Raw genomic sequence first — 12691 nt, forward strand, 5'->3', positions numbered from 1 at the left:
CTAGCAAAGTAGCGCGGCCGTCCCGGCTGCGTGAGTTCTAGCAAAGTAGCGCGGCCGTCCCGGCTGAGTGAGTTCCGCAGGCGAGACGCCCGCGCTACATGTTCAAGGAGATGGTTTTGAAGTCAATATTGCTATTATTGTTTGTTTTTATTTCTGTCCCTGTCTTTGCTTTTCAATCAATTGTAATTCTTCCCTTTAGTAACGAGAGCAAAACCCAGCAAATCTACTGGCTGGGAGAAGGTTTTGCCGAATCCTTGAGTGAGGAGATGCTATTGAAGAACGCGTACGTCCTTCAACGCCCCGAACGAAAGGCGGCTTTTGATGAGCTGCGTCTGCCTTATGTTGGCCATGTGAGTCGCGCGACAATGCTGAAAATCGGGCGAAACCTCGGCGCTGACTATATTGTGTTTGGCACCTATAATCTCGAACAAAAAAATTTGAAAGTGGAAGCAAGGGTAATCCGAACTTCTTCTTCCAAATTGAGCACTCCGATTCAGGCGGCCGGCTCTCTCGACCAGCTTTATCACGTTCAAACAGCGCTGAAAAAAGGACTCAAAGGCTATTTCTCTGCAGAAAAACTTGAAGCATCGGAGAGTAGAGCGGATGTCTCCTCCGTGCCACTGCATGCATACGAACTTTACATCAAAGGTTTGCTGGAAGCCTCCGATTCAGAGAAAGTGAAATTCTTTCAACGGGCCATTGAAGCTCATCCCGGTTACTCGCAAGCGATCTACAGGCTAGGCCTCGCTCTCTTTCGGCTCGGTCGTTTCAAGGAATCAAATGAGGCGCTGGCAAAAATTCAAGGAGATGGTGTATTCCGAGTGCGCGTTGATTTTCTTTCCGGACTTAATTTTTATTTGCTTCGGGATCCGGGAGGCGCCGTTCAAAAATGGTTCGATTTGTCAAAGAAAACACCGACTTCAGAGATCTATAACAACATCGGAATTTCGCTGGTCGCAAAAAATGAGCTCGAAGACGCGGCATGGTATCTGAGTAAAGCGGTTGAATTGGATCCTGAGGAACCGGATTTTCGTTTTAATCTCGCAATCAGCAAATTTCAAAAAGAAGTAAATGAAGACGCAGCTCGTCATTTTCGTGAATCGGTTGAGCTGCGTCCCACGGATTATCAAGCTCTCTACTGGCTTGCTAAAACGTTGGAAAGGCAAAGAGCGCCGGAGTCAAAACAGCTTATGGTTCTCTTTCAAGAGCGGTTGCCCGGTGAACAAAAAGGAAAATTTCCAGCGCAATTCCCTGATATTAGACAACTCTTGCGACCTTCGCTATCCTATCTTGCAAAAGAAGAGAAGGATTATGCCTTACTTACCCGGACCAAATTAATCAAACAGAGGAATGAGTATGTAAAGACATATCAGGACAGCGCACGCAAGCAACTTGAAGGAAATCCGGCCGCTGCGATTCTTGAAATTAAGAAGGGGATCACATTCTCTCCGTTTGATTGGTACTTCTATTATTTATGGGGACGCGCTCTCGTGATCCAGGACAACAGGCCAGAAGCAGTCCCACAATTGCAATTCTCGCTTTGGTGCACGAACAACATCGATAGCCACATTCTGCTCGCTGAGCTGTACAGAGATAGCGAGCAGTATCCGGCGGCCAAGAAACACGTTCAGCAAATTCTGGCGCTGGACCCAAAGCACAAAAAAGCAATCGAGATCTGGAGCAAGATTCACAATAAGAATTAGTTAAAGGGGTTAAAAGTGTTTAAAGTGTTCAAAGTGCGTAGTAAAAACACTTTTAAACCCTTAAACACTTTCAACCCTTTGAACACTTTCTTATGAGCTTCCGTAGACTGCGGCTACTGACGGCGGGAGAGAGTCATGGTCCCGCATTAACCGCAATTCTTGAAGGCTTGCCGGCCCACCTTCCGATTTCACAGGAAAAACTGCAACACCAGATGAAGCGCAGGCAACTGGGATATGGCCGTGGCGCGCGAATGAAGATTGAAACGGATCAAGTCGAAATCACCGCCGGTTTGCGCTTTGGCAAAACGTTGGGCTCACCCATCAGTTTGCTGATTCGTAACCGCGATTTTCAGAATTGGGAAGAGATCATGAATCCCTGGCAAGAGCCTTCTCAGGCCAAACGGGCGGTCCATCGTCCGCGCCCGGGCCATGCTGATCTCGCAGGTGGATTGAAATATGGCGAGCAGGATTTGCGGAATATTTTGGAGCGTGCAAGCGCGAGAGAATCGGCGGCCAGAACCGCCTCGGGAGCGCTCTGCGCGCAGCTGCTGGAACACGCGGGAATCCAAATCGCGAGTCATGTGATTCGAATCGGTTCGGTGTCGTTGACGAACAGGAACGTCGGATGGGACAGGATCCAAAATGTTCAGGACAGCGATTTGCTTCGCTGTACGGATCCCATCATCGAACAGCAAATGGTGGATCAGGTGGATTCCGCTCAACAGAACAAGGAGACGCTCGGCGGCGAATTTGAAGTCGTTGCGCGAAATGTTCCGCCGGGTCTAGGGTCGCATATTCAGTGGGATCAAAAGTTGGATGGCAGAATCGCACAGGCGATTTTATCGGTTCCAGCGGTCAAGGCTGTATCGCTCGGTGACGCCATCACTCAGGCAGCATCCCCCGGGAGTCAGGCTCACGATGAAATCTATTTTGAAGAGGGACGCGGTTTTTTCAGGAAGACCAATCGCGCGGGCGGATTGGAAGGTGGAATCACCAACGGAGAAGAGATCCGCGTGACCGGTTTTATGAAACCGCTTTCGACCTTGATGAAACCTTTGCAATCGGTCGATGTGGTGACGAAGAAGGCGGAAGAAGCGGTTGTGGAACGTTCCGATACCTGCGCCGTTCCGGCTGCAGGCGTGGTTGCCGAAGCCATGATTGCAATGGTCTTGGCTGATGCTCTGCTGGAAAAATTTCCCGGCGATACGTTGGAGGAGTTGCTGGCAGCAATGCATTACTATCGAAAATACCTATCGAATTACTGACACGGGGACGCGCGCACGCCAGACGCGCAGACGCTAATACGCCCAACGCAAAACCATAGCGCCTACCGTATATCCGGCGCCCACTGCAGCCAGCAGAAGCATGCCGTCCTTTTTTAGCTTGTTGTCTTGAATAGCATCCTGCATGGCGAGTGGAATCGTTGCTGCGGTTGTGTTTCCGTACTTATGGATGTTGCGAATCACTTTATCATCGGAAAGCCCTAGTCTTTCAGCAGTCGCATTGATGATTCTCAAGTTGGCTTGATGCGCGATGAACACGTCCACTTTCTCAAAGGGAATCTGATTCTTCTCCAGAATCTTCTGGCTATATTCCCCCATCTTTTTCACGGCATATTTGAAAACCTGTTGCCCTTGCTGATGCACAAAGTGCATTCTTTTCTCAACCGTTTCGTGAGTCGTTGGATGCAGGCTCCCACCAGCCGGCATGTTTAAGTGGGCTCCGCCGGAACCATCCACTTCGTGGAGGTAGTCGATAATCCCTTCCCCTTCTTTACAGGGTTCCAGCAAAACAACGCCGGCGCCATCGCCAAAAAGCACGCAGGTTGTGCGGTCCGAATAGTTGATGATGCTCGACATGACATCGGCGCCTACCACCAGCACGCGGCGGTGCATTCCGCTGTGCACAAATTGAGCCCCTGCTGAAAGTGCGAAAACAAAACCGCAACAGGCTGCCGACAGATCGAATCCCCACATCTTCGTCGCGCCAATCTTGTGTTGCACGAGACAAGCCGTGGAAGGAAACATCATATCCGGCGTTACCGTGGCAACAATCACAAGATCAATATCATCCGGTGATAACTCCTTTTCTTTCAGCAGTTTCTTGATCGCCTCTGCCGCAAGATCCGAGGTGGCTACACCTTTGTCGACGACATGCCTCTCTTCAATCCCGGTGCGTTCGAGTATCCATTCGTTGTTTGTATCAACCAGCTTTTCCAGGTCAGAATTGCGAAGCAACCTCGGCGGAACATAAGTCGCCAGACCGGTGATTTTCGCCTTCATGTTCCGTATAAACTAGCCTAAATACCCTTTTCTTGCAAGTAATTCACCGCTGAGGACGCCGAGGTCGCTGAGAAAAAAATATTTCCTCTTTTCTCTGCGTTCTCAGCGTGCTCTGCGGTTGAAATTTGGATCTTTTTTCCATGGAAAGCGTTATTATTACTATGATGCGAAAGTCGCTTGCCTTGCTTTTGCTCCTGTTTCCCTTCGCTGTAACCGCTCAGGAGATTGTCAGCGATCCCACCTTTGAATATTCCGCGCCCGCAGCGGACAGCGGGGAACTCCTTGTCGATTTCGAGAATGACGAGGCCTTCTCAAGAATCAATGAAATTCTTTCCATTCTTGGTTTAGATAACAGCGAGTACTCCTGGCTCTCGAGGGAAGAAAAATGGTTGAAAGTGTTTAACTTTGCCACATTCAGCAACAATTTTCAAAGATATAACGAGGTAGATGCCGTCGAGCCTAACTATTACGCCACAGCCCTTTACGTCCCCAACGATCCTTACTACAAACATCAGTGGCACCTTGACATCATTGGGATGAAGGAAGCATGGGATTTTCCGCGTGGCAGCGATGTTATTGTTGCCGTGATCGATACAGGAGTCGCGTTCGAAAAGCATGGATCGCGTTTTCGCGTGGAGGATCTGGGCGAAACGCAATTCGCAAAACCACACAATTTCATATCAGGCGATGAACATGCCAGCGATGATCATGGTCACGGGACTCATGTTGCAGGGACAATCGCGCAGCTGACAAACAACAAAGTCGGAGTTGCAGGAGTCGCCCCGAACGTAAAAATCATGCCGCTGAAGGTTTTGAATTCCCGCGGCTTTGGAACTTACGGGGATATCGCGGCCGCTATTCGTTACGCTGCCGACAATGGAGCAAAGGTTATTAACATGAGTCTCGGTGGGCCGTTCCCCAGCTTCGTTTTGCATAAGGCCATTAAATATGCAAAAGAAAAAGGAGTGACGATCGTTTGCGCTGCGGGAAATAGTGGCCGATCCGGTTTGAGTTACCCTGCGAAATATTCGGAATGCATATCGGTCTCGGCGGTCCGCTTTGATCGCACCCTGAGCTGGTACTCCAGCTACGGCAAAGGCTTGACGATTGCCGCTCCAGGCGGCGATATGAACGTCGACCAGAACGGGGATGGTTTGATGGACGGCGTTTTGCAAAACACTTTGAATCCGCAGGATCCCACGAAACAGGGCTACTTCTTGTTCCAGGGAACGTCGATGGCAACTCCGCATGTCGCTGCAGCGGCTGCGCTTCTTGTTTCCCATGGTATTCAGGATCCAGATAAAGTTCGGGAATACCTTGAGTCTTCTGCGACAAAAGTGCAGGGTGGTTCCTCCGAAAAATATGGTGCCGGCGTCCTGAATGTGAACGCCGCACTCCGTTCAGCCTTCTCTTTTAGGAAAGTTAAAATCTTCTCCGTAGCGCTCCTGCTATTCTTGCTTTTGATCGCTCTTATAAATCGTGGACGTAGTTCTACGGAAAAGGTGCGGCTTGGTTTCGGTTCCGTTCTGGGATTGCTCCTGGGCGCCACGGGCCTCTTTTTCCTGGGCAAATGGCTCCCTTCCTTCTTATCGACTTCAATTTTGGAATGGCCGGCTTTCTTTGGCGCTGGAGCGAATCCTCTTTTCTGGAGCGTTTTACCGGTATTGCTGATTTCACTGATCGCCTATCCATGGAAACGGAGCATCGGTCTTGCAGTGGGCTTTGCTTCGGGGGCCGCAGCGTTTCTGATCGTGCAAGCCGCCTCACCCGTTGCAGGTTTAAGCTGGATTCCCGGTTCCATCCTGGAAGCGGCGTGGCTTCTTTTTAACGGACTGCTTTGCCTCGCTGTGGCATCGATTACTTCCTTCCGCTTGCGTTAACATCCATTCATTCTAATTTTGTAGTAACAGCTTTCCTTGCATTCTGAATGGTCAGGACTAGATTAGGGCGTATGTTCAGACCTACTGCAGAAAATCTGCAATCTCTCGTCGAGAAAGATCCACTGTTCCGTTTGTTGACAATTCACATTTGTTGTAGTTATACTGCCTTTTACTTTCAGAGAGGTGTGGGAATGAAGGACCATTTGTTCTATCTCGTGGATGCGAATGTAGCTGTTCCTTTGCGGAGCCATTTTAAAATTCAAAAGAAGTTTGTTGAAACGACAAATTTTGTGCCTGAAATGCTTCCTGCAAACGAACCTGTCCTGATGAATTCCAATGCAGTTATTTCAAAAGGAGACACCTGGATGCTCGATCTCGATTTATTAATGGAAAATGATTCAACTAGTAGGATGAAATCTCCTTTTTCTCCTTCAGATTCTTTTCTTCGATTGATGGATGAAGATGATGACAAGGACAAGAAGGAAGAGGACTGGGATGAAGACGAAGAAGAGTGGGATGATGAAGAGGATGAGGATGATGATGAAGAATGGGATGAAGATGATGAAGACTGGGATGAAGACGAAGACTGGGACGACGAAGATCTAGATGACGAAGATGAAGAATGGGATGAGGATGAAGAAGAAGAGTAATCCCATTTTATGACCGCAGTTCTTATTCAAGGCGAGGCGACTGGTTAGTTAGCCTCGCCTTTTCCTTCTTTTACCGCACATTTGACTTTCCGCTGAACTCCGTATAGTCTTTGACCGATGTTCAATGAACATTGGTCAGTTTATGACGTATATTATAGTTGAAGCTCGTTTTTGGGAGTTCATATGTGGAGACTTGCTTTTAAGAATCTGATTCACGATCGCATTCGTCTGACGATAACTCTTACAGGAATCTCCTTTTCTGTGGTCCTGATTCTCATTCAGGTCGGCATGTTCCTTGGTATGACATCCAACTCCTCAACGGTGATCGAACATTCGGCGGGCGATATCTGGATCATGGCCCGCAATTCGCAGAACTTCGACATGGTAAATCCTTTTCCGGAATCTCTCGTGACCGCAGCGCGATCGGTGAAAGGTGTGGAGTGGGCGGAAAATCTCATTCAACAATTCGCTTACATGAGATTAGAAAATGGTGGAACAGAGCAAATCGAAATCATCGGATTCGACTTAAACGGAAAAGTGGGGAGACCATGGAACGTGATTCAAGGAGATGTAAAAGATCTGCGGGGAAGTGATGCGATTTTTGTTGATGAAACCGCAATGGAGCGGCTCGGCCGTATGCAAGTGGGAGAGAATCGCGAGCTGGTTCGAAAAAAAGTCAGGATCGCCGGGACCACGCGCGGCATCATGTCCTTTACAACAGCGCCTTACATTTTTACGAGTTACGAATCGGCTCAGCGGATCGTGCCTGAACAGCTTGCGGGCAAAACTACTTACATCGTCGTGAAGGTGGCGCCCGGGTTTTCAGTGGAGAGCGTGAAGAAGCAGTTGCAACAACGCTTTCGAAACTACGATGTGCATACCAGCAAAGATTGGGCGAAAAAAACCCGCGATTACTGGACCTGGCAAACCGGTATTGGCGCCGGCTTCTTCGGCAACGCATTCATGGGTTTCATCGTGGGATTGGTGATTGTGAGCCAAACGATTTACTCCGCAACCATGGATCACATCCGCGAATACGGAACCTTAAAAGCAATCGGCGCTAAAAATTCTCATGTATATTCCGTCATTTTAAAACAGGCCGGATTTTCAGCGGTTGCTGGATTTGTCCTGGCAACCATTCTTCAGCAGATCATTTTGATCGTCAAACCTCTCACTGTGCAAATCGATGCGCCCCCCGCGCTTTATGTGGGAACATTTCTTTTAACTCTCTTCATGTGCGGTCTTGCCGCAACGATTTCCGTAAGACGCGTCGCATCGATCGATCCGGTCGAAGTGTTTAAAGGATAAGGAGTCTGTTATGAAATCTATACTTCAGGCAATCGATCTGGAAAAAATTTATGGTGATCCAAATTCGATTACAAGAGTTGTGGCCTTGCAGAATGCCTCACTTGAACTTTTTCCCGGTGAAGTGGTGAGCATCATGGGGCCAAGCGGAAGCGGCAAGACGACGCTCATTTCCATTCTGGGTTGTATCCTGCATCCGACCGCCGGGCAACTAACTATCGACGGAAATTCGATCACGGTTCTCGATGAAACTTTCTTACCCGCGATCAGACGAAAGTATATTGGATTTGTTTTTCAAGCTTATAATCTGTTTCGTTCACTGACCGTTCAGGAAAATGTGGAACTGGCTCTTCAGCTGAAGGGTGTTCCCGGCACAGTTCTTTCCCGGCAGGCGGCGGAGCTGTTGGACCTTGTCGGCTTATCGCAACGCGCGCGATTCTTGCCTGCTGATATCAGCGGCGGCGAGAAACAGCGGGTTGCGATTGCCCGCGCGCTGGCGGGCGATCCGCCGTTGATCCTCGCGGACGAGCCGACGGCCAACCTGGATTCCCGGACCGGCGGAGAAATTCTGGCATTGTTTGAAAGTCTGGCGCGCGAACGAAACAAATCCGTTGTCATTGTCACGCACGATCCCCGTATCCATCGAATCGAGCATCGCCCGGTCTGCATCGAAGATGGCCGCATTCAGGAGGTGGCCTATGCATAAGATCGTTACTATAACTATAGTACTATTTCTGTTTGCCGGTGCCTGGTTTTTGTGGTCCGGCGAAGAGCAGACCTCAAAAGCGGCGCCGAAAGTGGCCGAATCTCTGTCCGCGGAAGGGCGGATTGCCGTTCAACCGGACCGCCGCGCGCTCCTTTCTGCAGAAGTGGCGGGCCGAATGGAGAAAATTTTCGTTGATAACCTTGCCCCGGTCAAAAAAGGGCAACTGCTCGCTATTCAATACAACGCCGATCTCCACAGCCGCATTTTTCAAACGGAAGAATCCTACCGGATGGCCGAAGCCCGTTACCGGGAACTGGCCTCCGGTTATCGAAGTGAGGAAGTGGAAGAAGCGTCTGCCGAAGTTCGCAGGGCTGAGTCGGAGCTGGAGCTGGCAAGGCGCAACGAAGAACGGGACCGCCGGCTTTTTCTGGAACAGGTGGTTTCTCAATCGCGCTACGATGTCACGATAGCGGAGCGGAAAAAGGCAGAAGCGGGACTGTCCGCAGTTCAGGAACGCTTTAAAAAGTTCAGCCGCGGAGAGCGGAAAGAAACGATTGCAGCCGCGCATGCCGAGATGATGTCGCAGAAGTTTGCTCTGGATTCGCTGAAAGCGTCCTATGAAAAAACTTTTTTGAAGTCGCCCCTGGATGGCATTGTCATTCGAAGATATTTGAATGCTTCTGAATTTGCCGACACAGCCACGCCCGTTATTGAAGTGGCGGATCTCTCCGAAATGATTGTGGAAGCGGAAATCAATGAAATGGATGCAGGCCGCATCAAACATGGATTGAAAGCGGTGGTAACCTCCGATGCCTATCCGGACCAGACATTTCAAGCGCAGATCTATGAGGTAAGCGAGGCTCTGAAATCGCGCAATTCCGATCCTGAAGATCCGGCGGTGATTGTGGATCAGAAGATTCTCCCGGTGAAAGTGAAATTCTTGCAGGAAGTGCCCTTAAAGCTGGGGATGAGAGTTGACTTAAAGATCTTATTGTAAGATCTTCTTGTATCGCCGTTTTGGGACGCGACTTGTCCTGCCGGTAGGGGCAGGGCTTGTCCCTGCCCTTGAAGGGCGACCACAAGGGTCGCCCCTACTATTTGAATGAATGGAGGAAAACTTGCAAGAAGATCCGATCAAAGTTTTTGAAGAAGTAAAAGAAAAAATCTCTCATCTCAGAGGTTATCTTTGAAATAGAAAACAAGAAGCAGGAGCTGCAGGAAATCGAGAAGACGATTGCTGCAGAGGATTTCTGGCAGGACCAGCAGAATGCGCAAAGCGTGCTGCAACGGCGCGCGCGTTTAAACGAAGTCATCGAGGAATTCCAGAGTTATCAGCTGAATGTAGAGGATCTGGATGTGTGGTTTCAGCTTGCGGGTGAAGGGGAATCCGTCGATGAAGAAATCAAGAAATCTTTGCAGCAGCTAAAAACGAAAGTTGATGATGCTGAAATTAAGGCGCTCCTTTCGGGAGAGAACGATCATCGAAATGCTTTGTTGACCATCCATCCCGGCGCCGGCGGCACGGAATCGCAGGATTGGGCGGCGATGCTGCTGCGCATGTATTTGCGGTGGGCCGATTTGAAAGGCTATGAAGCTCAGGTGCTTGATAGTAATCCGGGAGATGAAGCCGGAATCAGCCGCGCAACAATTGCCATCAACGGTCCCTATGCGTACGGTTATCTTTCCGCGGAAGCAGGCGTGCACCGGTTGGTCCGGATTTCTCCATTTGATGCCAACAAGCGGCGCCATACTTCTTTTGCTTCCGTTTTTCTTTATCCGGATATTGAAGAAGATATCGAAATAAAGGTGGAGGACAAGGACTTGAAAATTGATACCTATCGCGCGGGTGGCCCTGGAGGTCAGCATGTGAATGTCACTGATTCCGCTGTCCGCATCACACATTTGCCAACCGGGATTGTTGTTCAATGTCAAAATGAACGGTCGCAATTTCGCAATCGTGAAGTGGCGATGAAGGTCCTGAAAGCGCGATTATATGAACACCACATGAAAGAGCAGAAAGAAAAATTGCAGGCCATTGAGGACAGCAAACGGGAAATAGGTTTCGGCAGTCAAATCCGCTCCTATGTACTTGCTCCCTATCGAATGGTCAAGGATCATCGCACGAAAGCGGAGAGCGGCGATGTGGATCGCGTGCTGGATGGAGATCTGGACGATTTCATCAAAGCTTATTTGCTTTCCAAAAAAGAGAAACCGTCATGATTTCCGGAATTGGGATAGATTTGATTGAAGTGCAGAGGATCCGCGAAGCCATCGAAAAGTACGGGGAACGATTCCTCAAAAGGATCTACACGAGTGTAGAAATCGAGTACTGTTCCTCCATGAGAAATGCCGCGCTTCACTATGCAGGGCGCTTCGCCGCCAAGGAAGCCGCTTTTAAAGCGATGGAGCGAGGATGGGGTGGCGATATCAGCTGGACGGAAATTGAAGTTCACAATGAGCCTTCCGGCGCGCCGAGAATCGTGTTTTATGGAAAAGCGCTCGCGTTGGTTCAACAGAAGAATGTTGTTCGCGCCCACGTGACCATTTCGCACATTGAAGAGCATGCAACCGCAGTGGTTGTATTAGAGGTGTAGTGGCAGAGCATTTACCAGGATTGCGTAATCACCATTCAAACAAAGGAAAGAGCATTTGTGATACGGACATACCCTAGAGGCGTAAATGCTCTGCTTCCTGTTCGCAGAGCGTTTGCAACGCAGAGGGAAACCCATATCTTTAGTTGTGATCTTTGTAGAGGAACAAAGTGAAGTGCTTTAGAATAGCAAATGCTCTGCCACTACTATTTCTTCTGATCCTCGCGGGCTGCAACGGGGAACCTCACGCGGGTAAAAAAATCGACAAAGTGATTCTGATTTCCATAGACGCCCTGCGCGCGGATTTCCTGGGTTGTTATAACCCCGCAATGAAGGCGAGTCCCAATATTGACAGCTTTGCAAAACAAAACATTGTTTTCGATTCTGCAACTTCACAAGGTCCTTCCACAGCGATCTCACACAAATCGATTCTCTATTCTCTTTACCCTGCGATCCACAAAACTACAAAAGAAACGGTGCCAACGGAAACAAACCGGTCTCCGCTGGAGATTTTGCAGTCCAAAGGGTTCAAGACCGCTGCATTTGTAGGTGGAGGTCAGCTCGGTGAGAAATTCGGATTTTCGAAAGGGTTCGATTCTTACTGGGAAGCTCCGAAAAGCAAAAAGAAAAACAGGGATGAATCCAAATTGCAGTTTATCGAACACGGGGCGAGAGATTGGCTGAGTCAAAATTACAAGGAGAAGTTCTTTCTTTTCGTTCACACTTACGAAGTGCATTGTCCTTACAGTCCTCCGAAACAGTACGCTGAAAAATTTGCAAGCTGGTATCAAGGTCCGGTGGATCCATCCAATAAATGTGGCGACAACTATTACAACAAAATTACGCTGACCGAAGAGGATACGCGTTACATTCGTGATTTATATTCCGGATCGGTCAATTTTGTTGATGATTTCCTGGGGCGTCTGTTTAGCCATTTGAAGGATCTCGGGATCTACGACGAAACCATGATTATTTTGTTGTCGGATCATGGAGAAAGCCTCGGTGAACGCCGTTACGTGGGACACAATCTCCTTTATGAAGTGCAGCTCAGGATCCCGTTCATTCTGCAGATGCCTGGACTTGATTCGAAGCGAATTGCTGAACCGGTGATGGGCGTTGACGTAATGCCGACCGTTTTTGAAGTTTTGGGGCTCGGTCGCGCTTTTCCTTTTCAGGGCCGAAACCTGCTGCCTGTGATTCAGGGAGCGGGCCGGATTGAAAACGAGCGCGTTCTGATCGCTGAACAAAATGCAGCGACGCGCGTTCGGAAAGGGGATTGGAGCTGTATCTTTTCGCTGTCCGGAGCTGTTAAGGATGAACTCTACAATGTTGCCGATGATCCTGAGCAAGTAAAGAATCTGGCGGAGCAGAATCCGGAAAAGGTCAAAGAATTAAAACAGTTTTACGCAAAAATGCTAAGTTCGAGTAAAGACATTTCCGCAAAATTCGTTCTCGACGCCTCAAGCCGTCCGGAATTGGATGAAGCAACGAAGGAACAATTGGAAGCGCTGGGGTACGTAGCTGAATAACGGAGCGCAGACAGAGGTTGTTGAATAATTCGGTCCGCGCGCGAA

At 49.1% G+C, this 12691-nt stretch carries 11 protein-coding genes; 10 read left to right on the forward strand and 1 reads right to left on the reverse strand.

The features are described from left to right. The first annotated feature begins 116 nt into the window (after positions 1-116). Together L0156_15040 and aroC are read left to right on the forward strand one after the other, a co-directional pair. On the forward strand, positions 117-1703 hold the full coding sequence (locus L0156_15040; protein MCI0604312.1) for a tetratricopeptide repeat protein: 1587 nt from the start codon (positions 117-119) through the stop codon (positions 1701-1703). Positions 1704-1810: 107 nt separating this feature from the next. Next, positions 1811-2968, forward strand: a complete 1158-nt coding sequence (aroC, locus tag L0156_15045; protein MCI0604313.1) for a chorismate synthase — start codon at positions 1811-1813, stop codon at positions 2966-2968. Between the two features lie 33 nt (positions 2969-3001). Here aroC and L0156_15050 read toward each other — a convergent pair whose 3' ends face one another. Continuing rightward, on the reverse strand, positions 3002-3985 hold the full coding sequence (locus L0156_15050; protein ID MCI0604314.1) for a ketoacyl-ACP synthase III: 984 nt from the start codon (positions 3983-3985) through the stop codon (positions 3002-3004). A 140-nt stretch (positions 3986-4125) separates the two neighbouring features. Here L0156_15050 and L0156_15055 point away from each other — a divergent pair, with 140 nt between their 5' ends. The 8 genes from L0156_15055 to L0156_15090 all read left to right on the forward strand — a co-directional run bounded on the left by L0156_15055 (position 4126) and on the right by L0156_15090 (position 12646). After that, positions 4126-5865 (forward strand): S8 family peptidase, encoded by a 1740-nt coding sequence (locus L0156_15055; protein ID MCI0604315.1) that lies wholly within the window; start codon positions 4126-4128, stop codon positions 5863-5865. Between the two features lie 191 nt (positions 5866-6056). Next, the gene (locus L0156_15060; protein ID MCI0604316.1) at positions 6057-6515 is read left to right on the forward strand and encodes a hypothetical protein; all 459 of its coding nucleotides are present in this window, start codon (positions 6057-6059) and stop codon (positions 6513-6515) included. Between the two features lie 183 nt (positions 6516-6698). Further along, positions 6699-7823 carry an ABC transporter permease gene (locus L0156_15065; GenBank protein ID MCI0604317.1) on the forward strand — a complete coding sequence of 375 codons (1125 nt, stop codon included), beginning with the start codon at positions 6699-6701 and terminating at the stop codon, positions 7821-7823. A gap of 10 nt (positions 7824-7833) precedes the next feature. After that, the gene (locus L0156_15070; protein ID MCI0604318.1) at positions 7834-8526 is read left to right on the forward strand and encodes an ABC transporter ATP-binding protein; all 693 of its coding nucleotides are present in this window, start codon (positions 7834-7836) and stop codon (positions 8524-8526) included. Then, the gene (locus tag L0156_15075; protein MCI0604319.1) at positions 8519-9523 is read left to right on the forward strand and encodes an efflux RND transporter periplasmic adaptor subunit; all 1005 of its coding nucleotides are present in this window, start codon (positions 8519-8521) and stop codon (positions 9521-9523) included. Before L0156_15070 ends, L0156_15075 begins: the two co-directional genes overlap by 8 nt. A 109-nt stretch (positions 9524-9632) precedes the next feature. Then, positions 9633-10746 (forward strand): peptide chain release factor 2 gene (prfB, locus tag L0156_15080; GenBank protein ID MCI0604320.1). Its coding sequence is split into 2 segments (ribosomal slippage): positions 9633-9713 and positions 9715-10746, totalling 1113 coding nucleotides; the frame shifts between segments, so codons are not numbered across the junction. Then, positions 10743-11120 carry a holo-ACP synthase gene (acpS, locus tag L0156_15085; GenBank protein ID MCI0604321.1) on the forward strand — a complete coding sequence of 126 codons (378 nt, stop codon included), beginning with the start codon at positions 10743-10745 and terminating at the stop codon, positions 11118-11120. Before prfB ends, acpS begins: the two co-directional genes overlap by 4 nt. 167 nt (positions 11121-11287) lie before the next feature. Beyond that, the gene (locus L0156_15090; protein MCI0604322.1) at positions 11288-12646 is read left to right on the forward strand and encodes a sulfatase-like hydrolase/transferase; all 1359 of its coding nucleotides are present in this window, start codon (positions 11288-11290) and stop codon (positions 12644-12646) included. The last annotated feature ends 45 nt before the right edge of the window (positions 12647-12691 follow it).

This window comes from bacterium (assembly GCA_022616075.1).
Classification (GTDB): Bacteria; Acidobacteriota; HRBIN11; order JAKEFK01; family JAKEFK01; genus JAKEFK01.

Bases quoted from the DNA above. Each gene is read 5' to 3' on its own strand.
- L0156_15055 (MCI0604315.1), top strand. From the start codon at position 4,126: ATGGAAAGCGTTATTATTACTATGATGCGAAAGTCGCTTGCCTTGCTT.
- L0156_15060 (MCI0604316.1), top strand. From the start codon at position 6,057: ATGAAGGACCATTTGTTCTATCTCGTGGATGCGAATGTAGCTGTTCCT.
- L0156_15050 (MCI0604314.1), bottom strand. From the start codon at position 3,985: ATGAAGGCGAAAATCACCGGTCTGGCGACTTATGTTCCGCCGAGGTTG.
- L0156_15075 (MCI0604319.1), top strand. From the start codon at position 8,519: ATGCATAAGATCGTTACTATAACTATAGTACTATTTCTGTTTGCCGGT.
- L0156_15065 (MCI0604317.1), top strand. From the start codon at position 6,699: ATGTGGAGACTTGCTTTTAAGAATCTGATTCACGATCGCATTCGTCTG.
- L0156_15070 (MCI0604318.1), top strand. From the start codon at position 7,834: ATGAAATCTATACTTCAGGCAATCGATCTGGAAAAAATTTATGGTGAT.
- acpS (MCI0604321.1), top strand. From the start codon at position 10,743: ATGATTTCCGGAATTGGGATAGATTTGATTGAAGTGCAGAGGATCCGC.